Raw genomic sequence first — 24,620 nt, forward strand, 5'->3', positions numbered from 1 at the left:
GGCGGGGGAACCGAGGCCCTCCACCTGTGGTGGTCACCACGGCGGACGGCGCGCTGCGCGCGTGCGGAGGGTTGGTCAGGGGTGGGAGTTGTGGGCCAGGGCTTGTAGTTCTGCGGTGCACATCATGAAGTGGCCGGTGGGGAGGTGTTCTCGGTAGTGGCCCAGGTCTGCGCCCAGGGCGAAGACGTGGACCGGGGTGCCGGTTTCCAGGCCTGATTCGACCGCGAAGCGCAGGCCGGCCAGGACGGCGGGGTGGCGGGTTTGGTAGGCCGATGCGACCAGGTGGTTGCCGCGGTCGGCGGCCAGGTAGAACTGGATCAGGTCCTTGGTGCCCACGAAGATCTCGCTGGCGCCGGCCGCGCAGAACTCGCCGGTGTGGTGGACGGCCGCGGGGGTTTCCACGAAGACCGACAGCGGGGTGTCGTCGGGGAGGGCCAGGTGCCGGCGTAGGCGGAGGAATTCGTCTGGGTCGTTGATGAAAGGGACGGCGAAGCTGAGCAGGGTGGCGTCTTGGCCCAGGCGTTCGGTGACGTGGGTGCGCAGGGCGCGGAAGGCGTGCGGGTAGAAGGGTTCCTCCACCAGCCAGCGGGCGCCGTGCATTCCCAACTCCGGGTTGGGTTCGTCGGCTACCTCCACGCCGGTCGTGATGCGGGCGGCGTCGTCGGAGCGGAGGTCTAGCAGGCGCATGACCAGGCGTTGGCCGGGGAGCAACTCCTTGACCATCGTGCAGAGTTCCGCGGCGATGGCCGTGCCGTAGCGCTCGGCCTCGGCCTCGCCGGAGCGCAGGGCGTCCAGGGGGCTCAGGCCCGCTGACAGGCAGACGAACTCCTCGCGGATGAAGTAGGTGTCCACCTGCTCGACGCGTGGCGTGATGGCGTTGGTGGACTGGATGTCCGTTGCGCCCGCGATGACCACGCACACCGAGTCGAGGTCGTCGGGTGTGACGGCGGGTGGTTCGGGGAGGGTGGCGAGGGTGTCGGCGGTGCCCAGGACCACCGAGTGGCGGTCGATGCGGATCGTGACCTCGCCGTCGATGTCGGGCAGGTCCTCCGGCGCCACCCGCAGCACGGGGATGCCGCGTGACCGGCACAGCGACTGCATGTGACCGGTGCGCCCGCCCCTGGCGCAGATCACCGCCGTCGAGGTGACGATCGCGTCGTACAGGTCCGGGCCGAGCGTCTCGACCACCAGCACCGAGCCGTCGCCGGCGCGTCCGCTGCGGTTGCACGTGCCGTGAACCGTCGTGGCCGGTGTGCCGACCAGCAAAACCCCTGGAACCTCGCGTGGACCCACCTGTCGTTCCCCCATCCGGTCCGTGGCGTGCGAGCCGTGATCAGGCTGGCAGCCGGCCGGAGGGGGTCGCATCTTCAGCCGTGCCCGATGGGGTGGCCGACAGGCCGAGGATCGTGCGCAGTTCGCGGGGTGTGACGGACAGGTCGTTGAGCCTTGCGGTGGCGGCGGCGTTCACGGCGCAGCGGTGAGCGGGGTTCGGGATGAGGGTGTCGAGTTGTCCGATGAGGTCTTCGCGTTCCGCTCGGGTGCGGGCGGCCATTCGGCGTACCTCTAAACGGACGGCCTCGGGGTCGGGGATCTCCGGGGCGGCGTGGTGGTCGTAGCAGGACTCCAGTTGGCGCAGGACGGCGGCGGCTACGCCGACGGAGTGGTTCTTGATCGCAGCCAGGTTGAAGGTGAACGCGCCCGTGCGGCCGTTGCGCACGATCTCGTCGCCTTCGCGGGGGCTGCCGATGACGGAGAGAGGGCCGGCGGGGCGGCCGTCCGTGCCGAGCAAGGTGCCCTGCTCGTCCACCTCGACGCCGCGTCCGGTGCGGTGGTGTGGCACGGCCATGCCCTTGCGCAGCAACGCGGACCACAGGGGTGAGTCGACGCGTGCGTAGTCCGACTCGCGGCCGAAGTTGGAGATCACCAGGTCGGCCTCGATGGTCCCGGCCGAGGTGCACACCGCCAGCCGCCCACCGGCGTCCTCGACGCGTTCGACCTTCGCCGTGGTGACGGTGATCTGACCGGTGTCGCGCATCGCCGCGTCCACGATCTCGGTGGTGTAGGCGACGGCGTTGACCCGCAGGGTGGCCAGGAGGCTGCCGTAGCTGTCCAGCAGCGCGCGCAGGTCGGCGGACGGGACGCGGCGCAGGACCTCCGGCAGGTGGGGCTCCCACGACTTGGCGACCCGCTCGGTCACCACCACCGGGGACACGTCCGGGTGGTCGCGGGCGACCGCCGCGCACGCCCGGTCCCACTCGGCCCTGAAGCGGCGGACGAGCGTGTCGCGGCCCTCGTAGTGGTCGGCGCGCAGCTCGGGCGGTGGGAGGGTGAGGACGCGGTGGCGGTGGTCGGACGGGTAGGTGCGCAGGGTCAGGCCGGACCGGGAGATCATGTGGATGCGACCGGTGTGGCCCCGGCGCAGCAGGAGCGCGGCGGAGTCGTACGCGCTGAGCAGGGTGCCGACGACCGCGACCTCGGCCTCCGGTGTGAGGGCCAGGATGCGTTCGATGCCGTGGTGGGAGTAGGGATCGCGCACGAAAGCGGGGTGGTCCACAACGGACTCGGCGAACACAGGCCGCCGCTTCTCCAGGCCGGTGGCGATCACGACGTGGTCGGCCGTGAGTTGCCCGTCGTCGTGGAAGGTGACCTGTGATCGGCCGTCGACCGGCTCGATGTCGACCACCTCACCGTCCACCTGGGTCAGGGTCGCGCCGGGGGTGGCCTCGCGCACGGCCTGGGCGAGGCGGTCGGCCAGGTAGTCCGGGTAGATCCGGCGCGGGGCGGGGCCGGACTCGGTGAACTCCCGGCCGCGCCACGGTTCCGGCCACCCGGTGCGGTCGGCCTCGTGGTTGGCCCACCGGACGAAGTCGTCCACGTCCTCGCGGAACACGGCCATCCGGCCCGCCTGGATGTTGAACACGTGGTGCCAGTGGTTGCCCGCCCGGTGGTAGGCGACGCCCGCGTTCCGGTATTCGGGCCGCCGTTCGACCAGCACCACGTCGACGGGTTCCCGCGCGAACTGCAACAGGCGGATGGCGGTGGCAGTCCCGCCCAGCCCCGCTCCGACGACGACCACCTTGCGAGGAGCGGATGCCACGACGAAACCTCCGTTTCGCGAAGATTCGTGACGATGTTACCGATGCGGGTGTGGCCGCAGAACCGCTCGACGTGGGAGAGCGGTGGTGGCGTGCACCCGCACCCCGGATAATCGGGCCGCCCCGGCGGCCGGTCCGGGTCCCCGCGGGAGGATCGCGTTGTCGTACCGCTCCTGGATGCGCTACTTCACGCCGTCCCCGGTGCACCGCCGGCTCGGCCTGGTGTGCCTGGGGGTCGGGATGCAGCGCGGTGTGCTGCCAGTGGTCGGACCCCGGGTGCTGGACCACCACGTCGCCGTCGTCGTCGTGGCGGGTCGGGGCTGGTTCGCCGGTGCGGACGGGGTCCGGCGGGACGTGACCGGGCCGGTGCTGCTGTGGCTGACGCCCGGCCGCGAGCACCACTACGGGCCGGACGAGGACGGCGGGTGGGAGGAGTTGTTCGTCGACTTCGAGGGGCCGGCCGCGGAGGCTTACGTCGAGCTGGGGTACGTGACCCCGGACGACCCGGTCGTGCCGCTCACCGACGTCGACCAGGTGCGCGTGATCGTCGGCCGGGTGGTCCGCGCCGCCCGCGGCGGCAGCCCGTTGGCGCAGGTGGAGGCAGCGGCGGCGGTGCACGACCTGCTGGTGGAACTGCGCCGGGTGCGCAGCGACCGGACCCCGTCGGGCGACTCCCTGCTGGACAAGCTCGCCGCGGACGCGTTGCTGCCCATCGGCGTCGCCCAGGTCGCCGCCCGGCACGGCATGACCGTGGGCGAGCTGCGCGCGGCCGTGCGCCGCAGCACCGGGTCCGGTCTGAAGGAGTACCTGCTGGCCGTCCGGCTCAACCGGGCCAAGGAACTGCTGGCCACCACCGCGTTGCCGGTGCACGGCATCGCCGCCGCGGTCGGCTACGACGACGCCGCCTACTTCAGCCGGCTGTTCACCCAACGCGTGGGCGTCGCGCCGCTGCGGTTCCGCGAGCAGCGGTTCCGGGCCGTGCCGGGCGGGTGGAGCGACACCGTGCCCGACCACGACAACCCGCCCCTGGTCTCCGGCGAGCACCCGGAAGAGCCGTTCCCGGACTGACCCTGGACTTGTCGCGCGGTCGGTTGGACTTTTGCGCGCGACCGGTGCGCGCGGGCGGTCCCGCTCCGCAGAATCCCCGCACGACCGGGAACGGGGGCTGTTAGGTGACTCTGCGACGCGACCGCCTGTCGTTGCTGCTGTCCGAGGTGGGGCCGGTGAACCCGCTCCCGCCGGTGGCCGGGCTGCTCGACCCGCCGTACGCGCTGGACTTCTCCGACGTGCCGCCGCACATCGCGCGGGGCGCGGCGTACGGCGGGGTGCGGACGGTGTTCCCGTACCTGCTCCAGGACGGTTACCGGCGCGCGCCTCGCTTGTCCACTGTGGATGGTGTGGTGCTGGAGAACCCGTTCGTGCGGGCGACTTTCCTGCCCGGACTGGGCGGGCGGCTGTGGTCGCTGGTGGACCGGGCCACGGGTCGGGAGCTGCTGTTCCGGCCCGAGGTGCTGCAACCGGCGAACCTGGCGCTGCGCGGGGCGTGGTTCGCGGGCGGGGTGGAGTGGAACATCGGCACGCGCGGGCACTGCCCGTTCACCTGCGACCCGCTGCACGCGGCGGTCGTGACCCGGCCGGACGGGACGCAGGCGCTGCGGATGTGGGAGTACGAGCGGATGCGGGGCGTGGTGTTCCAGGTGGACGCCTGGCTGCCGCCGGACTCGCCGGTCCTGCTGGTCGGGGTGCGCATCCGCAACCCCGGGGCGGAGACCGTGCCGGTGTACTGGTGGTCCAACGCCGCCGTGCCGCAGACCCCGGAGACGGTGGTGCGCGCGCCCGCGGACACGGCGTTCCTGGCTTCCTACACGGGCCGGGTCGAACGCGTGCCGGCGCGGGACCTGGTGCCGGGGCGGCAGATCAAGGCCGTGGACTACTTCTACGAGGTGCCCGACGAGGTCGAGCAGCCGTGGGTGGAGGCGGTCGGCGGGCTCGTGCAGGCGTCCACGGGTCGGTTGCGGGGGCGGAAGTTGTTCTGCTGGGGCGAGACCGTGGGCGGTCGGCACTGGCAGGAGTGGCTGGGCGGCGGGGCGTACTGCGAGATCCAGGCCGGGCTGGCGACCACCCAGTACGAGCACCTGCCGCTGCCGGGTGGGGAGTCGTGGTCGTGGGTCGAGTCGTACGGCCCGGTGCCGCCGGGTGACCTGTCGTCGGCTTTGGAGGTGTTCGAGGAGACCGCGGACCTGCCGGTGGGGGAGGGTTTGTGCGTCGGCAGCGGGTGGGGTGCGCTGGAGGACCGCCTGACGCCGGGCATCTCGACCGCCGCGACGCCGTTCACCACGACCGGTCCGGAGCAGGCGCCGTGGGTGGCGCTGCTGGACGCCGGGTTCCTGCCGGTCGGCGACCCCGTGTCGTACGTGGCGGGGGAGCACTGGCGCAAGCTGCTGGAGTCCTCGCCGCAGAACTGGGCGGTCGCCTACCACCTGGGCGTGATGGCCCACGCCGAGGGCGATGCCGAGACGGCTCGGGTGCGGTACCTGGAGTCGTTGGCGCACAAGGACACTTCCTGGGCTTTGCGGGCTTTGGGTGTCCTGGACGGTTCCGCTGACTTGCTGGTCGCGGCGCACGGCATGGACCCGTACCGGTGGCAGTTGGCCGTGGAGGCGGTGGGCGCCCTGCTGGCGGCGGGCCGGGCGGCCGAGGCGCTGGCGTTCGTGGACGGGCTGCCGGAGTCGGTGCGCTCCCACGGCCGGCTCAGGTTGGCCGAGGTGCGGGCGTCCTTGGCGGCCGGCGCGCCGGGACGCGCGGCGGAGGTGCTGCGCTCGGGGTTCGAGGTGGACGACCTGCGCGAGGGCGAGGTGAGCCTGGACGCCCTGTGGGCCCAGGCCTGCCCCGACGACCCCCTGCCCGCGCGCTACGACTTCCGCATGAAGCCCGTCTGACCGGTCACGGGCGGGTGCCGATGCCCACCACGGCCCGCGCGCGGAACACGGTCGTGGTCGCCATCAGGTCGAGGTAGCGGGAGCGGATGGCGTTCACGGTCTCGCCGTCCTTGTCGGCCAACGCCATCCGGGCGGCCGAGCCCAGCAGGAACTCCCAGGCCGTCGCGGGGGTGACCGGGGCGTCGTGGTCCACCGCGTGCGCCTCGACGTCGGTCACCCCGAGCCCGGTCAGCCACGCGGCCAGCTTGTCCTCGCGGTCCACGCGCGCGGCGGCGTGGTGGGACGACCTCGGTGCCGTCGTGACGCCCGTGACGTCGGTGATCGCCTGGTAGAACGGGCCGACGACGTCCTGCACGCCGCCCTCCCGCCACGTCGTGATCACGACCGTCCCGCCCGGACGCACCAAGCCGACCAGCCGCCGCGTGTCGGCGTCCATGTCCGGCAGGAAGAACACGCCGAACACGCACTGCAACCGGTCGTACGGGTCGGCGGTCCACCGGGTCGCGTCGGCCTCGTGGAAGTGCAGCCACGGCAGGTCCGCCGCCCGCCGCCTGCCGTGGTCCAGCAGCGCGGTGGACAGGTCGATCGCGTCGACCGTCCCCCGCGGTCCCACCGCGCGGGCGGCGGGGATCGCCGACGACCCGGTGCCGCAGCACACGTCCAACACGCGTTCGCCGGGGCGTGGGGGCGCGAGGTCCACCGTGGCCGCGCCGATGGGGTCCCACAGCAACGGCGTCCACGCGGCGAACAGGTTGCCGCCCTCGTTGAAGGCCGCGGTCGTCGGCGATCCGGTCATGCCCCCATCATGATCCGCCGGACCCGACCACCGCCAGGAAACCGGCGAGGAGGGGGCTCGGATCGTCCCGCCGCCACGCCGCCACGACCTCCGTGCGCGCGGTGTCGGGCGTGAGGGGGCGGAACGCGACGCCCGCCAGCCGCAGCCGCCGGACGCCCTCGGGCGCCAGCGAGACGCCCAGACCCGCCCCGACCAGGGCGCACACGGTGGGCCACTCCACCGCGCGCTGGACGACGCGCGGGGCGAAGCCGGCCGCCGCGCACACGCCGGTGATGCGGTCGTGGAACCGGGGACCGGCCGCGCGGGGCAGCAGCACGAAGTCCTCGTCGGCCAGGTCCGCCACGGCCACCCTCCGGTGGGTGGCCAGGGCGTGCCCGGCGGGCAGGACCGCCACGAACCGCTCGACGGTCACCGCCCGCGTGGCCAGGTCCGGGTCGTCGGGGTCCTCGCGCAGCAGACCGACGTCGATGCCCCGGTCGTGCAGGGCGGCCACCTGCGGCGCGCTGGTCAGCTCGCGGAGGTCCAGCCGCACGTCCGGGAACCGGTCGCGGTGGGCGCGCAGCAGTCCGGGCAGGACGGTCAGGGCCAGCGACCCGGCGAACCCCAGGCGCAGCCGACCGGCCAGCCCGCAACCCACGGCCCGTGCGGCGGCCAGCCCGTCGGCGAGGTCGTCCAGCGCGCGGCGGGCGGCGGGCAGCAGCTCCCGTCCCGCCGGGGTGAGCGCGGTGCGGCCGGGGGTGCGGGTGAACAGGGCGTGCCCGACCTTGTCCTCCAGGCGGCGGATCTGCTGGCTCAGCGGCGGCTGCGCGACGCCCAGGCGCGCGGCGGCACGGCCGAAGTGCAGCTCCTCGGCGAGCACGACGAACGCGTGCAGCTGGGGCAGGGCGAGTTCCGGGCGGGTCATACCACTAGGGATATCACGTGACCGCTCGACGCGTATTGGACGTATACCCGCTGGTCACCTAGCTTGTGCGACATGACCGAACGACGTGCGATCCTCAGCGGCTCGACCTTCGAGGAGCAGATCGGCTACGCCCGCGCCGTGGTGGACGGCGACTGGGTGCACGTGTCCGGGACGACCGGGTTCGACTACACCACCATGACCATCTCCGACGACGTGGTGGAGCAGGCCGAGCAGTGCCTGCGCAACATCGGCCAGGCCCTCGCGGAGGCGGGCTGCACCTTCGCCGACGTCGTGCGCGTCCGGTACCTGCTCCCCGACCGCGCGGACTTCGAACCGTGCTGGCCGGTGCTGCGCGGGACCTTCGGCGAGGTCCGCCCGGCGGCGACCATGCTCGTGTGCGGCCTGTCCGACCCCCGGATGAAGATCGAGATCGAGGTCTACGCGCGCCGTTCCGCCAGCCACTGACGCACCGTCCGCGCCTCGGGCAGGATCTCGCGGGTGCGGGCCGGGTCCACGTCGGTGGGGTGGGCGCCCAGCCACCGCCACATCGTCGTCAGGTCCTTCCCGACGAACCTCTCGAACATCCACACCGGCATGGGGAACCGCTTCGGCTTGCGGCCGAAGGTCTCCACCCACAGCGCCCGGCACTCGGCGAGCGTCCGGACGTCGGAGGCCAGTGCGAGCTCCGCGCCCACGAACCGGTCCGGTTCGGCGAACACCCGTGCCGCGATCGCGCCCAGGTCCTGTGCGGTCAGCCACGGGAGCGGCCGGTCCTCGCCGACCAGCTTGGGCATGAGGTGCCAGGCCGAGATCGGCGGGAAGAAGTCCTTGTCGGTCATCAGTTCCATGAACGCCATCGGCCGCAGCACGGTCAACGGCAGCCCGAGCGTCTTCAGGTGGGCCTGGACGGCCAGTTTCGACTCCCACGAGCCGACGCCCGTGCCGGGTGCGGGAGGGCCCGCCGACCCGTAGACGAAGTGCTCGACACCCGCCTCCGCCGCCGCGTCGCCCACCGTGCACCCCTGGTGGACCTCGGCGTCCAGCCCGCTGATCATGGGGTTCTGGACGCTGTAGACGCCGTGCGCGCCGACGAACGCCGGCCGCAGGGAGTCCCGGTCGCCCATGTCACCCCGGATGACCTCCGCGCCGAGCCGGGCGAGCGCCCGGGCGGCGGGCGAGTCGGGTTCGCGGGTGAGCGCCCGGACCCTGCGGCCCGAGGCCAGCAGGTGCCGGGCGACCGCGCCACCCTGCCTGCCCGTCGCTCCGGTCACCACCACCAGATCCATCGCGGACCTCCTCGGTGGTGTATCGCACGACTGGGCCGGGGGTTACGCCGAACGGGGTACGAAATCGTCCACGTGGTCGGCCAGCCACTGGCGGAACGTGCGGGCGGGGGAGCCGGTGACGTCCTCGATCGTGGTCGTCGGCGGCACCGGGTCACCCACCCGGGCGGCCAGGCCGTCCACGAAGGCGGTGGCGAGCGAGTCCGGCAGCCACCGCCGCGCGGCCTCCAGCTCCGCCTCGGGGGTCAGCTCCACCCACCGCAGCGGTCGGCCCAGGGCTTCGCCGATCAGCCGCACCTGCTCGGCGCGGGTGAGCAGCTCCGGGCCGGTGAGGACGTACTTCGCGCCGTGGTGGCCGTCCTCCAGCAGCGCCTTGACCGCGACGGCCGCGATGTCGTCCTCGTGCACCAGGGTGATCGCCACCTGCCCGAACCCGCCGCGCACCTCGTCCCCGGCGAGGATGTCCGGCAGCCAGGCGAAGGTGTTGGCGGCGAAGCCGTGCGGGCGCAGGAACGTCCACGTCGTGCCGGCCTCGACCAGCGCTCGCTCGATGTCGGCGTGGAACTGCCCGATCACGTTCTCCTGCGTCGCCCGGGAGTCGTCGACCGCCCCGCTGGACAGGAACACGACATGGGACGTGCCCGCCGCCAACGCCGCCACCACCTCACGCGCGCCGTCGGCGGAGAACGCCGGCCACACCAGGAACGCGGCATCGGTTCCTTGTGCCGCCCCCTCGACGGCGCCGGCGTCGAACTGGTCACCCCGAACCGCCTCCACTCCCGCCGGCAGGTTTTCGGGTCGCCGCGACAACGCCCGCACGCCGACACCGGCGTCCAGCAGCCGAGCCGTGATCGCCCCGCCGACGTTGCCCGTCGCTCCGGTGACCAGAACCTTGTTGTGCCTCAACGCTTTCCTCCTCGTCCGGTGCCGGTGACGCTAGGGGCGTGGCGGGCGCGCGGTAAGGACTGACTTCGACGTAAGCTCAGGACGTGCGGGTAGGCGGCGAGGTCGACGGCGGTGCGCGGGCACCCGGTGGTGACGAGTTCCACAACGACTGCCCGGGCCGGGTGCTGTACCGGCACGTCGCCGGCAGGTGGGCCGGCCCGATCGTGCTGGAGCTGTGGCCGGAACCGCTGCGGTTCCACCGGTTGCGGGACGCGCTGCCGGGGATCAGCGAGAAGGTGCTGGCCCAGAACCTGCGCGAACTCGTCCGCGACGGCTTGGTGGACCGCACGGTCGAACCCACCCGGCCGCCGCAGGTCACCTACTCCCTGACCGAGCTGGGCGAGGAACTCGCGTCGCGCGTCCACGGCCTGCTCGTCTGGGTGGGCGACCACACCCCGGAAGTCCTCGCCGCCCGCCGGCGCCACGACGAGGCTTCCTGACCGGCCGGCGAGCGCCGTCCAAGGCTGGCGGCCGACCCGGAGGTGCTGCGCGGCGCGACGGTGTCGATCCCCGAGGACGGTGAGCCCGGCGGGATGGGTGGCACCCTCGAGGTGGTCAACGTCGTGCTGAGCAACGCCATCTCGTTCAGCAGCCTGCTGGTCGCCATCGCCTCGTGGCGCAACTCGCGACCCCGGCCGCCGCGCGTGGAGGTCGAGCGGGACGGAGTCGTCGTGCCGCTCGAAGCGGAGGGCGAGTGAGCGGGTTACCCGACCCCGCCGCGTCGCGGGCGGTGCTGATCGGGGTGCACTCGTACCGCCGGCTCGACGACCTGCCCTCCGTCGCGGCGAACCTGGACGGCTTGCGCGGCGTCCTGACCGACCCGGCGCTGTGGGGTCTACCCGAACAGCACTGCGCCGTGGTAGGGCAGCCGGAGAGCCGGCGGCACGTGTTGGACCGGCTGCGCGAGGTCGCGACGCAGGCGACGGACACGCTGGTCGTGTACTACGCGGGGCACGGGCCGGCCGACCACTACACCGACGAACTGCTGTTGACGCTGCCCGACTCCGACCCGGCGGTGGGGTACACGACACTGCGCTACGAGGACGTGCGCCGGGTCGTCGTCGACCCGGCGGTGCGGGCCGAGCGCAAGGTGATCGTCCTGGACTGCTGCTACAGCGGTCGCGCACTGCTCGGCGGGATGAGCGCCGGCGAGCACGTGGCCGACCAGGCGGTCGTGCAGGGGAGCTACCTGCTGACCGCGTCGGCGGAGACGCGCAAAGCCCTCGCGCCACCCGGTGAGCGGTACACGGCCTTCACCGGGGAGCTGATCGAGACCTTGTCGAAGGGCGTTCCCGCGGCCCCGAACTGCTCGACCTGGACACCGTGTACCGGCGGCTGCGCGCGGCACTGGCCGCCAAGTCCCGCCCCCTGCCCCAGGCGCGCAACCGCAACACCGGCGGCCTCATCGCGCTGGCGCGGAACGCCGCCCATCTGCGACGACCTGGGGAGCCGCCGGCGTCGCCCGTCGCGGTGGACTCCCGTGCGCCGGCGCACACGGCGTCGGTCCACGCGCCGCTGCGAGAAGTGTGGGCGGGTGCCCACCGAATCGCCGACGCGGGGGGTACGGCCGGGCCAGGCGTGCCGCGGTCTCCCGCGCAGTGCTCTTCTTGCAGAACGACCCCGACCCCGAACAGGTGCACCGCCGGATCGTCGGCATCCGCGAGAGCCTGGAGCACGCGCGGAGCGACGCCGAGCGGGAGGACCTGCAACTTCGCCTGGCCCGGTTGGCTGGTGGCGTGGCGACCGTGTGGGTGGGCCGTCTCGCCGGTGAGTCGGCCGAGGAGACGCAGGAGCGTCGTGAGGTGGTCGCCCGGAGCCGCGAACTGCTGCCCGGCCTGATCACCGACGGGCTGGTGGCCGGGGGTGGTGTCGTGCTGCGGGACGCGGGGCGGGCGTTGGAGGGTGTCGCGGACGGCCCGGCGAAGTCGGTGTTGCTGAGCGGGCTGGCGGCACCCGGTGCGCGGATCTTGACGAACAGCGGCTACCCGCTGGGCGCGATCTTGCTCGACGTCCTCACCGGGCGGACCGGGTCGATGTTCGACCTCGGCGTGGTGGACTCCGCTCTTGTGGTCGAAGGGGCGTTGACGGCGGCGGTGGCGACGACCCGGCAGTTCCTCGCCCTGGCCTGAGCCGTTATCGGCGGCCGGTGAGGATGCGCACGGCCACGCGTTCCACGAACGGCTCGTGCGGCTCCAGCACCTCGCTCAACGCCCGCGCGAACGCCGTCCGGTCGGCCGGCAGCTTGTCCACCGGCAGCGCGGACAAGGCGCCGCCGATGATCCGCTCCACGTCCAGGTGATCCTCGTACTCGACCAGGTGGCGGCGGACGGTGAAGTGGGCCGCGTTCAGGGCGTCGGCGTACCGCTGCTGGGTGTGCTCGTCGGTCCCGCACGTCAGGGCCAGCCGCGTCCCGAGGTAGTGCTCCAGGAACCCGCGCAAAGCCCGCGACCACTCGGTGTCCTGCAACCACAGCGGGGTGCCGTTGGTGAACACCGCCACCCCGCCGCCCGGTCGCACCAACGGGTGAACCGTGCGGAACAGCCGTTCGTGGTCCATCCAGTGCAGGGCCTGGCCGATGGTCACCGCCCCGACCGGACCCACCGCCGGCCCCAGCGCGGCGAGGTCGGTGTCCGCGCCCAGCACCCACGACACGTTGGGCACGTCCGCCGCCCGTCGAGCGGCGGCGAGCATGTCCGGCTCCGGGTCCACCCCGACCGCTGCCCGCACCCGCCGCGCGAAGGGCACGGTCAGCTGCCCGGTCCCGCACCCCAGGTCGACCACCACGTCGGAACGACCCAGCCCGAACTCGGCCACGACGGCGTCCACCGCCGCGTCCGGGTACCCGCGCCGGTACCGCTGGTAGAACTCGACCACGTCACCGCGAAAACCCAGGTCCACACCCCCAGCGTGGACCTGGGTCCGCCGGACTTCCAACCCCCTACGCTGCGCCCTCGGCGAACTGCGCCGCGTACAGCCGGTGGTAGGCGCCCTCGGCCGCGATGAGCTGCTCGTGCGTGCCCTGCTCCACGATCCGCCCGGCCTCCATGACCAGGATCAGGTCGGCGTCGCGGATGGTGGACAGCCGGTGGGCGATGACGAAGCTGGTGCGCGAGGACCGCAGGGCCGCCATCGCGTGCTGCACCAGCGACTCCGTGCGGGTGTCCACCGAGCTGGTCGCCTCGTCCAGGATCAGCAGCGCCGGGTCGGCCAGGAACGCGCGCGCGATGGTGATCAGCTGCTTCTCGCCCGCGCTGACGTTGCCGCCCTCCTCGTCGATCACGGTGTCGTACCCGTCGGGCAGGGTGCGCACGAACCGGTCGACGAACGCCGCCCGCGCCGCCGCCACGACCTCGTCGTCGGTCGCGCCGGGACGGCCGTAGGCGATGTTGTCCCGGATGGTCCCGCCGAACAGCCAGGTGTCCTGGAGCACCATGCCGGTCCGCGACCGCAGGTCCTCGCGCCGCATCTCCGTCACGTCCACGCCGTCGAGCGTGATCCGCCCGCCGTCGAGCTCGTAGAACCGCATGATCAGGTTGACCAGGGTGGTCTTGCCCGCCCCGGTCGGCCCGACGATGGCCACGGTCTGGCCCGGTTCGGCGACCAGCGACAGGTCCCGGATCAGCGGCTGCTCGGGCGTGTAGGAGAAGGCCACGTCGTGGAACTCCACCCGGCCCCGGCGCGTGGCCGGCTGGACGGCGTCCACCGGGTCGGGCGTCTGCTCCTCGGCGTCGAGCAGCTCGAACACCCGCTCGGCCGACGCCACCCCGGACTGCATCAGGTTCGCCATCGACGCCACCTGCGTCAGCGGCTGGGTGAACTGGCGCGAGTACTGGATGAACGCCTGCACCTCGCCCAGCGTCATCGCCCCGGAGGTGATGCGCAGCCCGCCGACCACGGCGATGGCCACGTAGCTGAGGTTGGACAGGAAGAACATCGTCGGCATGATCAGGCCGGACACGAACTGCGCCCCGGTGGAGGACTCCACCAGCTCGTCGTTGCGCCGCCGGAACTCCGCCTCGGACTCCTGCTGCCGCCCGAACACCTTCACCAGCTGGTGCCCGGTGAACGCCTCCTCGATGTGGGCGTTGAGCGCGCCGGTCTGCTTCCACTGCGCGATGAACAGCTGCTGCGACTTCTTCCGGATGCGCCCGGTGACCACGACCGACGCGGGGATGATGGCCAGCGCGATCAGCGCCAGCAGCGGCGAGATGGTCACCATCATCACCAGCACGCCGATCACGGTCAGCCCGGACATCAGCAGCTGGCTCAGCGTCTGCTGCAACGTGGTGGCCACGTTGTCGATGTCGTTGGTGACCCGCGACAGCAGCTCGCCGCGCGGCTGGGCGTCGAAGTAGCGCAGCGGCAGCCGGTGCAGCTTCTCCTCGACCTCCTCGCGCAGCCGGAACACGAACCGCTGCACCACGTCGTTGAGGATGCGGGCCTGCACCCAGGCGAACACCGACGACGCCAGGTACAGCGCGGCCACCCACGCCAGCACCTCGCCCAGGGCGCGGAAGTCGATGCCGGGTCCGCCGCGGGCCTGCCCGAGCACGCCGGTGAAGATGATGTCGGTGGCGTGGCCGAGGATCTTCGGTCCGGCCACGCCGAGGCCGACGCTGATGACGGCCAGGACGAGCACGGCGACCAGGGTGTTGCGCTCGCCGCGCATCCGGTTGGCCAGCCGCCGCGCGGACGGGCCGAAGTTCTGGGCCTTGCCGACGGGCATGCCCATGCCGGGGAAGGGCCCGCCGCCGCCGATGCGGGCGGGCGGTCGGGTGGTGGTGGGGGCGCTCATGCGACCTGCTCCACGGTGAGCTGGGACTGGACGATTTCGACGTAGGTGGGGCAGGTGTCGAGCAGTTCGTGGTGCGTGCCGACGCCGACCACGGCGCCGTTGTCGAGCACCACGATCCGGTCGGCGTCGAGGATGGTGGACACGCGCTGCGCCACCACGACCACGGCGGACTCCGAGGTGTGCGGCTTGAGCGCCGCGCGCAGGCGGGCGTCGGTGGCCACGTCCAGCGCGGAGAAGGCGTCGTCGAACAGGTACACCTCGGGCTTGCGCACCAGCGCCCGCGCGATGGACAGCCGCTGCCGCTGGCCGCCGGAGACGTTGGTGCCGCCCTGCGCGATGGCCGCGTCCAGACCGCCCATGGCCTCCACGAAGTCACGGGCCTGCGCGATCTCCAGCGCCTCCCACAGCTCGTCGTCGGTGGCCTCGGGCCGGCCGTAGCGCAGGTTGCTCGCCACCGTGCCGGTGAACAGGTAGGGCTTCTGCGGCACCAGCCCGAGCTTGGCGCGCAGCACGTCCGGGTCGGCCTCGCGGACGTCCACGCCATCGACCAGCACGGCCCCCGCGGTGACGTCGATCAGCCGGGGCACCAGGTTGAGCAGGGTGGTCTTGCCCGCGCCCGTGCTGCCGATGACGGCGGTGGTCTGGCCGCGCTCGGCCCGGAAGCTCACGCCGCGCAGCACCGGGTCCACCGCGCCGGGGTAGCGGAACTCGACGTCCCGGAACTCGACCTCAGCGCGTGCCGGCAGCTCGCCGACCGGGCTGACCGGCGGCGTCACGGACGGCTCGGCGTCGAGCACCTCGTTGATCCGTTCCGCGCACACGGCGGCGCGCGGCACCATCATCGAGATGAAGGTCGCCATCGTGACCGACATGAGGATCTGCATGAGGTAGCTGAGGAACGCGGTCAGCGCGCCGATCCGCATCTCCCCGGTGTCCAGGCGCAGCGCGCCGAACCACAGCACGGCGACGCTGGAGCCGTTGAACAGCAGCATCACCACGGGGAAGGTCATCGCCTGGAGCCGACCCACCCGCAGGGCGGTCTGGGTCAGCGCGGTGTTGGCGTCGGCGAACCGCTCGGTCTCGGCGCGTTCCCGCACGAACGCCCGCACCACGCGGATGCCGGACAGCTGCTCGCGCAGCACCCGGTTGACGTCGTCGATGCGTTCCTGCATCCCCCGGAACAGCGGGACCATCCGGCTCACGATCAGGCCCACGGCGATCACCATCGCCGGCACGAACGCGACGAGCAGCCAGGACAGGCCCACGTCCTCCTGGAGGGCCATCACGATGCCCGCCACGCACATGATCGGCGCGGTGACCAGCATCGTGCACACCATGACCACCAGCAGTTGCACCTGCTGCACGTCGTTGGTGTTGCGGGTGATCAGGGACGACGGCCCGAACGCGGCGACCTCGCGCGCGGACAGCTCGCCGACCCGGTGGAACAGCGCGGAGCGCACGTCACGGCCGAACCCCATGGCCGTGCGGGCGCTGTAGTAGACCGCGCCGACCGAGCAGACGATCTGCACGGTCGTGACCAGCAGCATCCAGCCGCCGGTGGACATGATGTAGCCGGTGTCACCGGTGGCGATGCCGAAGTCGATGATGTCGGCGTTGAGGCTGGGCAAGTACAGCGAGGCGACCGTGCCGACGAGCTGGAGCGCCAGCACGGCGGTCAGTTCGCGCCTATAGGGCCGCAGGTAGACCCGGAGCAGGCGGGTGAGCAAGTTTCCCCCATAAGAAACCGATCGTGTCTAATAGGAGGTACGGTAGACCCGTTGGATAAGAAACGCAACGTATCTTAGGGGCAGGGTGACGGACGGGAAGTCGCGCCGCAGGGGAGCGGAGCTGGAGACGGCCATCTTGGACGCCGCGTGGGCGGAGCTCAGCGAGCACGGCTACGGGCGGTTGACCATGGAGGGCGTCGCGGCGCGCGCCGGGACCAGCAAGCCCGTCCTGTACCGGCGGTGGTCGAGCCGGGCGGAGCTGGCGCTGGCCGCCTGGAACAGCCGGGTCCCCGTGGAGGTGGAGGTCGCCGACACCGGCGTGCTGCGCGAGGACCTGGTGGTGCTGTTCGACCGGATCGCCCGCCGCGCCGGCACGATGGTCAACGGGGTGATCGCCGGGGTCATGGCCGAGGCGTTCCGGCACCCGGAGATGGCCGAGCTGCTGCGCGAACGCCTGGCGAACCCCACGGGACTGACCGACGCCGTGCGTCAGATCGTCGACCGGGCGGTGGAACGCGGCGAACTGCGCCCGCTGGAACTGCCCCACCGCGCCGCCCGCGCCCCGCTGGACCTCGTGCGCAACGAGTTCATCGCCTGCGGCGGCCCGGTCGACGACGACGTGATCGCCGCACTCGTGGACGAGGTGTACCTCCCGTTGCTGCGCGGCCTGGGCGTGGACTGACGCCGGCGGGCCGCCGCGACCCGGGTCAGAGCGGGACCACGTAGGAGATGAAGCCCCGGTTCTCGGCGACCTGGTCGTACAAGCGGCGCGCGGTGTCGTTGCTCTCCTGGGTGTGCCAGTAGACCCGCGAGCACTCCCGCTCCCGCGCCCACTCCACCACCCCGCCGATCAACGCCCGCCCGACACCCAGCCCCCGGGCGTCCGGCGCGGTGAACAGGTCTTGCAGGTAGCAGACGTCCGGTGCGGTGGTGCTGGCGTGCACCAGGAAGTGCGCGATGCCGACCAGGCGACCGTCGTGCCGGGCCCCCAGCGCGTGCATCCGCACGTCCCGCTGGAACTCCCGCCACGCCCGGTCCAGCAGCAGCGGCGGCAGCTCACGGCCGTAGAAAGCGTTGTAGCCGACGAAAAGCTCCTCCCAGGCCGCGCGGTCGGCCGGCAGGAGTGGCCCCAGGGTGATCATGCGCGACACCCTACGGGGCTAGGCTCGCAACCCCGACCCACTGCGGAGGAACGATGAGCCAGTCGGCGAGGCAACTGCTGGACAGGATCAGGGACGAGGTCGCGGACGAGCACGGGGAGAACCGCTTCGTGCCGCTGGTCGAGGCCGGCACGGCGCCCCTGACGTCGATCGGCGCGCTGGCCGCCGAGGAGAGCCGGATCGTGCCGGGCGACTGGCGCAGCTTCCTCACCCTGGCCGCCAACGCCGACGACCCCGCCGCCCGCGGCTTCTTCACCAGCCTGGCCCAGGGCGAAGGCCTGGTGCTGCCCCTGCTGGACCCCTTGGCCCGCAAGGCCGGCGTGGACCCGGCGAAGTACCGCTACCGACCGGGCTGCCAGGCCTACGCCTCCTACGTGGCGTGGCTCGCGCTCAACACCGAACCCGCCGTGGCAGCAGTGGCGATGCTGACCAACTTCGCCGCGTGGGGCGAGTACTGCGGCCGAATCTCGACCGGCCTGCGCGCCCACTACGGGTTCGAACCCGAGGACACGGCGTTCTTCGACTTCTTCGCCACCCCGGTGCCGGAACTGGAGCAGCAGGGCGTCGACGCGGTGCAGGCGGGACTGGACGCGGGCATCGACTTCAGCAGCGCGGTCGAACACGTGCGCCTGCTGCAGGGTTACGAACTGATGTTCTGGAACACGCTGGCCGACGCGGCGTAGCTGCACGCAGCGGGTGCTTTTCGGCGCGCGCAGCGCGCTTTTGTGTGTGGTGGTCCCAACCACAGGTGGAGGGCCTCGGTTCCCCCGCCGTATGGCCTGCCCGAAGGGCTACCACAGATTTCCCCGGTGCAGCCGAAATTTTTTGCGAGGAACGAGCCAAAAATTTTAGCGGCACCGGGGAAATCTGTGGTTGGCTTTGCCAGGTCATGCGGCGGGGGAACCGACGCCCTTCACCCCCCGCTGGCGGCCTGCCGCGCGGCGAGCGCCGCTTTTCATCTTTTGATCTTTCGAGCGCTTCGCGCGTACCAGCGCGAAGCGCGTTCGGCTTGAGAGCGAAGCGTTCCGGTTTAAAGCGCTTAAAAGCGAAAAGCGCCTCGCCGGCGGGCAGGCCACCAAAGATGACTCAACTGCAACGGCGGGGGCTTCTTGCTTTTGTCATCTCCGTATGGCCTGGCAGAGCCTACCACATTTTCCAGGGGTTGCCGCTAAAACTTTTGCTCGTTCCTCGCAAAACTTTCGGCTGCAACCCCTGGAAAATGTGGTAGCCCTTCGGGCAGGCCATACGGAGATGACAAAAGCAAGAAGCCCAAGTTGGATTGTGTCCTCTCCGGTGGACTGCCACCCGGCAAAGCGAATGGGCTGGCGGCCGGCGAAGCGGTGGACTGCTTGCTCGGCCCGGTGGGTCAGCCGACGCGGCCCAAGTCTGGCGTGTCGATGCGGCCCTCGGCGTGGAGGTCCAGGAACAGGTCCACCACTGCCGGGTCGAACAGGGTGCCGCGGCCGTCGCGCAGTACGGTCAGGGCCTCGTCGGGGGAGAACGCGGGTCGGTGGGGGCGGTCTGCCAGGAGGGCCGCCCCCACGTCGCATACCGCGACGACGCGTGCCTCCCACCGGATCGCCGTGCCGGTCAAGCCCTGCGGGTAGCCGGAGCCGTCGTAGCGTTCGTGGTGTTGGCGGATGGTTTGCGCCACTGGGAACAGGCCCGGCACGGTGTCGGCCAGGCGGAAGCCGTGGTCGGGGTGTTGGCGGATCAACCGCCACTCGTCGGCGTCCAGTGCGGACGGCTTGAGGAGCACCGCGTCCGGGATCACGACCTTGCCCACGTCCCGCAGGCGCGCCGCCAGGCCGGCCACGCGGATGCCGCGTTCGTCGTGGCCCAGTTCCGCGGCCAGCAGTCGGGCCCACCGGCCCACCGCGCGGCTGTCGTGTCGGGATGACAGCCGCAGGTCCACCTGGTCGGCGATGCGGCACAGGTGCTCCACCACCGGCTGTTCGGCGTCCACGGCCACGCCCACCACGGCCCGGTCCCGCCCGGAGAGCTTCGCCGCGTACAGCGACCGGTCCGCGGCCGCGATCACCGCTGCCGGGTCGCCGCCGTGTTCGGGGTAGCACGCCGCGCCCACCGACACCGTCACGCCCAGCGCCGTCGTGTCGGACGCCGCGATCGGGCCGCCTGCCACGCTCTCCCGCAGTCGCCGCGCGAGCGACGCCAGGTCGGCTGGGCCCACGCCGGGCGCCAGCAGCGCGAACTCCTCGCCGCCGTAGCGGGCCACGACGTCGCCGGCGCGGGCCGCTCGCCGCAGCCGGTCGGCGACCTCCACCAGCACGCGGTCGCCGGCGGGGTGGCCGTGGTTGTCGTTGATGGACTTGAAGCGGTCCACGTCGGCGATGAACACCGCCACCGAACCGCCGCCGCGCCGCGCCCGCTCGACCTCGATCGGCAGTTGCGCCACGAAGAACCGGCGGGTGTGCAGGCCGGTCAGCGCGTCGGTGATGGCCAGCCGCCGCTGGTCGCCGACCATCGCCGCGAGCCGCGCGATCACCAGCACGAACAGCATCGCGCACGCGGCCGCGATGGCCGGGATGTCGCGGAACTGCCCGGTCGCGTGTTGCAGCACCAGCATCGCGGGCGCGATGAGCGCCGCGCCGCACAGCGCTGCGATCCGGCCCCACCCCAGCACGTTCTCGCGCGTGGGGCTCGGCTCGGCCAGCCGCGCCATGGTCGGGTGCAGCGCCGCCGCGCCCAGGGCCAGGTTGCCGCCCAGCCAGATCGCGTCGAGGAAGTTGCCCGCCTGGTAGCTGCCGTTGAGCTGTTGCAGCACGTAGAGCGTGTCGGCGGTGAGGATCGCGAGCAGGTTCGCCGACAGCAGCGCGAACGACCCCGACCGCCGGCCCGTCCCCAGCACCAGCCGCAGCGCCACGACCAGCATCGCCAGGTCCATCACCGGGTAGGCGACCGACGCCACCGCCACCGGCAGCGGCTGGTCCATCCGGGCCCGCGGCCCGATCAGGTACAGCCACGACAGCATCGCCGCGACCACCGCGAGCACCGAGGCGTCCAGCAGGCTCGGCAGGTCCCGACCCGGGCTGCGCCTGCGGATCAGCAGCACCAGCGCCACCACGACCAGCGGGTAGTGCCCCAGGTAGAACACGTCCGCGAGGGACGGGAACGCGGTGCTGTCCAACAGGTAGTGGTGCACGTAGAAGGTGCAGTCGGCCAGCGAGTACACGACCTGGCTCAACCCCAGCAGCAGCCACGCCACCCGCGCGCCCGCCCGGTTGCGCACCGCGGCGAACAGCACGACGACCGCCGCCGACGTGCTGGTGAGGCAGTACACGACGACCCTGGCGGCGACACCCGCGCCCGCCCGGGGGATCAGGTAGTACGCGGTGATCGCGACCAGCCCGACCGCGAGGTAGCCGAGCCAGGCCCTGCCCTGGAACGGGCGTGGGCCGTGCGCACTCATGTGGTCTCCGCGTGGTCGCCTGCGTGGTGCGGTGGGCCTGACGGTCTGCGGCAGCGGCGTCCACCGGTTCGCCAGATCATGCCGCAACCGCACTGCGGCGGGGAACCCGGACCAGTACTCCATTGGTGTCAAAAGCTTTCCGCCGAGCGCACCTCACTTTCGGCGGTGGCGCGGACCGGGCGCAGCACGACCCGCCCGACGACTTCGACCACCAGCCCGGCGGCCACGCCGATGGCCGCGCCCACCAGCAGGCGCTGCGGGGTGACGGCGAGCAGGAAGATGCCGGTGCCCAGCGCGGGCACGGCGAGGATCAGCGCGGCGGCCCCGGCCAGACCCGCGATCAGGGCGAGCTTCCACCGGGTCAGCGGGCGGGCCAGCAGCGACAACGTCCACAGCGACGCGATCAGCACGACCACGGTCGCCACGGTCTGCCCGGCCGGACGCCCGGCTCCCGGTTCCAGACCGCGGATGGTCAGGTCGCCCGCGTAGGCCGCCAGACCGATCACCGCGCCGGTCGGGACCGCCAGCCGCAGCACCCGGCGCAGGAACCCCGGCACGTAGCGGCGGCTGTTGGGCGCCAGCGCCAGCACGAACCCGGGGATGCCGATGGTGGTGGCCGAGATCAAGGTCAGCTGGATCGGCGCGAGCGGGTAGGCCAGCGCGGTCGCCACCACGACCAGGGCGAGCACCAGCGAGTAGACGTTCTTGACCAGGAACAGGTTCGCGGCCCGCTCGATGTTGGCGATCACCCGCCTGCCCTCGGCCACGACGTCGGGCAGGTGCGCGAACCGGCTGTCCAGCAGCACCAACTGCGCCACGGCCCGCGTCGCCGCCGCGCCGTTGCCCATCGCCACCCCGATGTCGGCGTCCTTCAACGCCATCGCGTCGTTCACGCCGTCACCGGTCATCGCCACGACGTGCCCTTTGCGTTGCAGCGCACCGACGATGGCCCTCTTCTGCTGCGGGGTCACCCGACCGAAGACCACCTTGTGCTCCAGGACGTCGGCGAGCGCGTCCGGGTCGTCGGGGAGGGTGCGGGCGTCCACGGCGTCGGAGGCGTGCTCGATGCCCGGCACGCCCACGGAGACGGCGACCGCGCCCACTGTGCGGGGGTTGTCGCCGGAGATCACCTTCAGGGCGACTTGCTGCTCGGCGAAGTACCGGAGGGTGTCGGCGGCGTCGTCACGGATGCGTTCGGCGAGGACGACCAGGGCGCGCGGGGTGAGGTTCGGGGGGAGGGCGGTGTCGGTGTGGTGGTCGGGGGTGGAGGCGAGGACGAGTACGCGCTTGCCCTCGGCGGCGATGTCGGCGGCCTGGGCCAGCAAGTCACTGGTACCGCCGGGGAAGACCATTTCGGGTGCGCCCAGGACCCAGGTGCCGTGGCCGTCCGCGCAGACCGCCGACCACTTGCGGGCCGAGGAGAACGGGACGCCGCCGGTTCGCTGCCAGGTGCCGTTGGCGAACACGGTGGACAGCGCGGCGGAGGTGGCGTTGGCGTCGGGAGCGGAGGCGCAGAGGGCCAAGGCCTCGCGCACGTCGTCAGCTTCCTGGGTGATCAGGCGGTCGAAGACGATGTCGCCGTGGGTGAGGGTGCCGGTCTTGTCCAGGCACACCGTGTCCACGCGGGCCAGCACCTCGACCGCGGGAAGCTCCTGGACCAGGGTCTGTTTCCGGGCCAGTGACACGGCGGCGAGCATGAACGCGAGGCTGGTCAACAGGACCAGGCCCTCGGGCACCATGCCGACCAGGCCCGCCACCGCGCCGGTCACCGCCTCCTGCCACGTGTCGGTGTCGGGCGTCTCGAACTGGCTCCACAGCAGCAGCGGCCCGACCACGAGCATCAGCAGCGAGATGCCCTTGAGGAGCCTGTTGGTGCCCTGGACCAGCTCCGAGCGCACCACCGTGAACCGGCGGGCCTCGGCGGCCAGGCGGGTGGCGTAGGCGTCCGCGCCGACCCCGGTCGCCACGAACCGGCCGCTGCCCGCGACCACGATCGACCCGGACCGCACCTCGTCGCCGACGTCCTTGGCGACCGGGTCGGACTCGCCGGTCAGCAGCGACTCGTCGATCTCCAGGCCGTGGGAGCTCGTGAGCGTGCCGTCTGCGACGACCTGGTCGCCAGTGCGCAGCTCGATCAGGTCGTCGGCGACGACGTCGGCCACGTCGAGTTCGGACGTCCGGCCCTCGCGCACCACGCGGGCGTGCGGGGCGTTGAGGACGGCCAGGCGGTCCAGGGTGCGCTTGGCGCGCAGCTCCTGCACCACGCCGATGGCCGTGTTGGCGACGATGACCAGGCCGAACAGGCCGTTCTGCCAGTGCCCGGTGAGCAGGACCAGCACGAACAGGGTCGCCAGCAGGCCGTTGAACGGGGTGACGACGTTCGCCCGGACGATCTGGGCCGTGCTGCGGCTGGTGCGCGCGCCGACCGCGTTCGTGCGGCCATCGGCCACGCGTTCGGCGACCTGCGCCCGGGTCAGGCCGGTGGCGCTGACGAGCGTGTCGGACATCCCCACCTCCGCCGCCATCCTGCCGTGGAACCCGTTTTTGCGCCTGGTCAGCGCAGGTCGACCACGACCGCGGCGGCGTTGTCGTCCTGGGTGAGGGCGACCAGCGCGCGGGCGGCTTCGGCGGGGTCGGTGGTGGTGCGGGCGAGGTGGGTGATGGTGGCCTGGTCGGTGGCGCGGTGGACGCCGTTGGTGAGCAGGACCAGGCGGCCGGGACCGGAGCCGTGGACGACGCCGTGGCCGCCTTTGCGGGCGGTGGTCGTGACGACCAGGTCCAGGCGGGGGTTCGCGGGCACACCGCGGTCGCGCAGGTACCGGCCGATCGTGTGGTCGGTGGTGAGCAGCGTGGCGGGGTCGGTGTCGCCGAGGAAGTAGGCGCGGCAGTCACCCACCCAGGCGACGGACCAGTGGTGGGTGGTGCCGGACGCGACGACGAGGGTGGTGTCGGCGCGTGGTGTGAGATCCCGACCGGCGTCGCGTGCGGGCGGCTGTGGGAGGGTCGCGGCAGACGGGAGCGGGGACGTTTCGGCGGTGGGCCGGGGGAGGGGGATGCCGAGGGGGTTGGTGGGGTGGGTGGTCAGGTGCAGGCCCCGGCGGACGTCCTCCATCGCTTCGGAGGCGCCGGCGCGCCACGCGGCGTCCACGGCTTCGGCGGCGGCGAAGCGGGCGGCGGACGCGGCGGCCTCGGTGTCGCCGATGCCGTCCGCCACGGCGGCGGCGAACGCGGTGGGGGAGGGCGCGCTGGGGGAGGGCGCGGTGGGGCCCGGCGCGGCAGAGCCGGCCGCGGTGGGCGCGTTCAAAGCGGGCGTGTTGGGGGAGGTGGGTGCGTTAAAAGCGGGTGTGCTGGGGGAGGTGCGGACGGCGGCGGCGTCCGCGGCGACCCGGCGTGAGCCGCGGGTGGTGGCCCAGCCGGCGGTGGGCAGGGCGGTGGGGAACAGGACGGTCATGGCGGGCCTCCGGAGTCCAGAGACGGGTGTCCTCCGCCTTCGATGATCCGCGCGCTGCCTGAGCGTGGCCTGTGAACTTTGGGATAGTGGGCACG

21 protein-coding genes and 1 pseudogene are annotated in these 24,620 nt (G+C 72.3%); 9 read left to right on the plus strand and 13 right to left on the minus strand.

Annotated features, from left to right (window positions below; genetic code table 11):
* Window positions 1–75: 75 nt before the first annotated feature.
* Together DFJ66_RS02115 and DFJ66_RS02120 are read right to left on the minus strand one after the other, a co-directional pair.
* A complete protein-coding gene (locus DFJ66_RS02115; protein ID WP_246029530.1) occupies window positions 76–1,266 on the minus strand; it encodes a putative PEP-binding protein in 1,191 nt (396 codons plus the stop codon).
* Window positions 1,267–1,333: 67 nt separating this feature from the next.
* Complete coding sequence (locus DFJ66_RS02120) at window positions 1,334–3,097, minus strand: FAD/NAD(P)-binding protein (protein ID WP_121217408.1); 1,764 nt, start codon at window positions 3,095–3,097, stop codon at window positions 1,334–1,336.
* Between the two features lie 175 nt (window positions 3,098–3,272).
* Here DFJ66_RS02120 and DFJ66_RS02125 point away from each other — a divergent pair, with 175 nt between their 5' ends.
* Entirely contained in the window at window positions 3,273–4,163 is an 891-nt protein-coding gene (locus DFJ66_RS02125; RefSeq protein ID WP_246029531.1) for a helix-turn-helix transcriptional regulator, read from the plus strand.
* Window positions 4,164–4,267: 104 nt separating this feature from the next.
* A complete protein-coding gene (locus tag DFJ66_RS02130) occupies window positions 4,268–6,034 on the plus strand; it encodes a DUF5107 domain-containing protein (RefSeq protein WP_121217412.1) in 1,767 nt (588 codons plus the stop codon).
* 4 nt (window positions 6,035–6,038) lie between these two features.
* On the opposite strand, the gene DFJ66_RS02135 is transcribed toward DFJ66_RS02130, so the two are convergent.
* Complete coding sequence (locus tag DFJ66_RS02135) at window positions 6,039–6,830, minus strand: class I SAM-dependent methyltransferase (RefSeq protein ID WP_121217414.1); 792 nt, start codon at window positions 6,828–6,830, stop codon at window positions 6,039–6,041.
* 7 nt (window positions 6,831–6,837) lie between these two features.
* Window positions 6,838–7,734, minus strand: coding sequence for a LysR family transcriptional regulator (locus DFJ66_RS02140; protein WP_121217416.1), 897 nt, complete (start codon window positions 7,732–7,734; stop codon window positions 6,838–6,840).
* 72 nt (window positions 7,735–7,806) lie between these two features.
* On the opposite strand from DFJ66_RS02140, the gene DFJ66_RS02145 reads away from it, so the two are divergent.
* The gene (locus DFJ66_RS02145) at window positions 7,807–8,199 is read left to right on the plus strand and encodes a RidA family protein (protein ID WP_121217419.1); all 393 of its coding nucleotides are present in this window, start codon (window positions 7,807–7,809) and stop codon (window positions 8,197–8,199) included.
* On the opposite strand, the gene DFJ66_RS02150 is transcribed toward DFJ66_RS02145, so the two are convergent.
* Window positions 8,172–9,020 (minus strand): NmrA/HSCARG family protein, encoded by an 849-nt coding sequence (locus DFJ66_RS02150; protein ID WP_121217421.1) that lies wholly within the window; start codon window positions 9,018–9,020, stop codon window positions 8,172–8,174. The two genes, DFJ66_RS02145 and DFJ66_RS02150, sit on opposite strands and share 28 nt — an antisense overlap.
* Window positions 9,021–9,062: 42 nt before the next feature.
* On the minus strand, window positions 9,063–9,923 hold the full coding sequence (locus DFJ66_RS02155; RefSeq protein ID WP_121217423.1) for an NAD(P)H-binding protein: 861 nt from the start codon (window positions 9,921–9,923) through the stop codon (window positions 9,063–9,065).
* An 83-nt stretch (window positions 9,924–10,006) separates the two neighbouring features.
* Between DFJ66_RS02155 and DFJ66_RS02160 the strand changes: the two genes are divergently transcribed.
* The 4 genes and pseudogenes from DFJ66_RS02160 to DFJ66_RS02175 all read left to right on the plus strand — a co-directional run bounded on the left by DFJ66_RS02160 (window position 10,007) and on the right by DFJ66_RS02175 (window position 12,091).
* Window positions 10,007–10,402 (plus strand): winged helix-turn-helix transcriptional regulator, encoded by a 396-nt coding sequence (locus DFJ66_RS02160; protein WP_121217425.1) that lies wholly within the window; start codon window positions 10,007–10,009, stop codon window positions 10,400–10,402.
* A 24-nt stretch (window positions 10,403–10,426) separates the two neighbouring features.
* Complete coding sequence (locus DFJ66_RS02165; protein ID WP_281276693.1) at window positions 10,427–10,660, plus strand: effector-associated constant component EACC1; 234 nt, start codon at window positions 10,427–10,429, stop codon at window positions 10,658–10,660.
* A gap of 32 nt (window positions 10,661–10,692) precedes the next feature.
* Window positions 10,693–11,259: pseudogene (locus DFJ66_RS45395) on the plus strand (caspase, EACC1-associated type); the annotation flags it as partial.
* A gap of 301 nt (window positions 11,260–11,560) precedes the next feature.
* Window positions 11,561–12,091, plus strand: coding sequence for a hypothetical protein (locus DFJ66_RS02175; RefSeq protein ID WP_246029532.1), 531 nt, complete (start codon window positions 11,561–11,563; stop codon window positions 12,089–12,091).
* A gap of 4 nt (window positions 12,092–12,095) precedes the next feature.
* Here DFJ66_RS02175 and DFJ66_RS02180 read toward each other — a convergent pair whose 3' ends face one another.
* From DFJ66_RS02180 to DFJ66_RS02190, 3 genes are read right to left on the minus strand one after another with little or no spacing between them, the layout of a single operon-like run.
* A complete protein-coding gene (locus DFJ66_RS02180) occupies window positions 12,096–12,860 on the minus strand; it encodes a class I SAM-dependent methyltransferase (protein WP_121217431.1) in 765 nt (254 codons plus the stop codon).
* 40 nt (window positions 12,861–12,900) lie between these two features.
* Window positions 12,901–14,757 carry an ABC transporter ATP-binding protein gene (locus DFJ66_RS02185; protein ID WP_121217434.1) on the minus strand — a complete coding sequence of 619 codons (1,857 nt, stop codon included), beginning with the start codon at window positions 14,755–14,757 and terminating at the stop codon, window positions 12,901–12,903.
* Window positions 14,754–16,484, minus strand: a complete 1,731-nt coding sequence (locus DFJ66_RS02190; RefSeq protein WP_121217436.1) for an ABC transporter ATP-binding protein — start codon at window positions 16,482–16,484, stop codon at window positions 14,754–14,756. Before DFJ66_RS02190 ends, DFJ66_RS02185 begins: the two co-directional genes overlap by 4 nt.
* An 85-nt stretch (window positions 16,485–16,569) precedes the next feature.
* On the opposite strand from DFJ66_RS02190, the gene DFJ66_RS02195 reads away from it, so the two are divergent.
* Window positions 16,570–17,166 carry a TetR/AcrR family transcriptional regulator gene (locus DFJ66_RS02195; protein ID WP_121217438.1) on the plus strand — a complete coding sequence of 199 codons (597 nt, stop codon included), beginning with the start codon at window positions 16,570–16,572 and terminating at the stop codon, window positions 17,164–17,166.
* A 25-nt stretch (window positions 17,167–17,191) separates the two neighbouring features.
* Here the strand turns inward: DFJ66_RS02195 and DFJ66_RS02200 are convergent, their stop codons facing one another.
* Window positions 17,192–17,626: a GNAT family N-acetyltransferase gene (locus DFJ66_RS02200; RefSeq protein ID WP_121217440.1), complete on the minus strand. Its 435-nt coding sequence runs from the start codon at window positions 17,624–17,626 to the stop codon at window positions 17,192–17,194.
* 53 nt (window positions 17,627–17,679) lie between these two features.
* Here DFJ66_RS02200 and DFJ66_RS02205 point away from each other — a divergent pair, with 53 nt between their 5' ends.
* A complete protein-coding gene (locus tag DFJ66_RS02205; protein WP_121217441.1) occupies window positions 17,680–18,327 on the plus strand; it encodes a thiaminase II/PqqC family protein in 648 nt (215 codons plus the stop codon).
* A 683-nt stretch (window positions 18,328–19,010) separates the two neighbouring features.
* Here the strand turns inward: DFJ66_RS02205 and DFJ66_RS02210 are convergent.
* The 3 genes from DFJ66_RS02210 to DFJ66_RS02220 form a co-directional block, all read right to left on the minus strand.
* A complete protein-coding gene (locus DFJ66_RS02210) occupies window positions 19,011–21,074 on the minus strand; it encodes a diguanylate cyclase (protein ID WP_121217443.1) in 2,064 nt (687 codons plus the stop codon).
* 128 nt (window positions 21,075–21,202) lie between these two features.
* Entirely contained in the window at window positions 21,203–23,581 is a 2,379-nt protein-coding gene (locus tag DFJ66_RS02215; RefSeq protein WP_211350936.1) for an HAD-IC family P-type ATPase, read from the minus strand.
* Window positions 23,582–23,628: 47 nt separating this feature from the next.
* On the minus strand, window positions 23,629–24,525 hold the full coding sequence (locus tag DFJ66_RS02220; RefSeq protein WP_121217447.1) for a PP2C family protein-serine/threonine phosphatase: 897 nt from the start codon (window positions 24,523–24,525) through the stop codon (window positions 23,629–23,631).
* Between the last annotated feature and the right edge of the window lie 95 nt (window positions 24,526–24,620).

Source organism: Saccharothrix variisporea, assembly GCF_003634995.1.
GTDB lineage: Bacteria > Actinomycetota > Actinomycetes > Mycobacteriales > Pseudonocardiaceae > Actinosynnema > Actinosynnema variisporeum.

Bases quoted from the DNA above. Each gene is read 5' to 3' on its own strand.
- DFJ66_RS02125 (WP_246029531.1), top strand. From the start codon at position 3,273: ATGCGCTACTTCACGCCGTCCCCGGTGCACCGCCGGCTCGGCCTGGTG.
- DFJ66_RS02135 (WP_121217414.1), bottom strand. From the start codon at position 6,830: ATGACCGGATCGCCGACGACCGCGGCCTTCAACGAGGGCGGCAACCTG.
- DFJ66_RS02140 (WP_121217416.1), bottom strand. From the start codon at position 7,734: ATGACCCGCCCGGAACTCGCCCTGCCCCAGCTGCACGCGTTCGTCGTG.
- DFJ66_RS02145 (WP_121217419.1), top strand. From the start codon at position 7,807: ATGACCGAACGACGTGCGATCCTCAGCGGCTCGACCTTCGAGGAGCAG.
- DFJ66_RS02150 (WP_121217421.1), bottom strand. From the start codon at position 9,020: ATGGATCTGGTGGTGGTGACCGGAGCGACGGGCAGGCAGGGTGGCGCG.
- DFJ66_RS02185 (WP_121217434.1), bottom strand. From the start codon at position 14,757: ATGAGCGCCCCCACCACCACCCGACCGCCCGCCCGCATCGGCGGCGGC.
- DFJ66_RS02200 (WP_121217440.1), bottom strand. From the start codon at position 17,626: ATGATCACCCTGGGGCCACTCCTGCCGGCCGACCGCGCGGCCTGGGAG.
- DFJ66_RS02205 (WP_121217441.1), top strand. From the start codon at position 17,680: ATGAGCCAGTCGGCGAGGCAACTGCTGGACAGGATCAGGGACGAGGTC.
- DFJ66_RS02210 (WP_121217443.1), bottom strand. From the start codon at position 21,074: ATGAGTGCGCACGGCCCACGCCCGTTCCAGGGCAGGGCCTGGCTCGGC.
- DFJ66_RS02215 (WP_211350936.1), bottom strand. From the start codon at position 23,581: ATGTCCGACACGCTCGTCAGCGCCACCGGCCTGACCCGGGCGCAGGTC.
- DFJ66_RS02220 (WP_121217447.1), bottom strand. From the start codon at position 24,525: ATGACCGTCCTGTTCCCCACCGCCCTGCCCACCGCCGGCTGGGCCACC.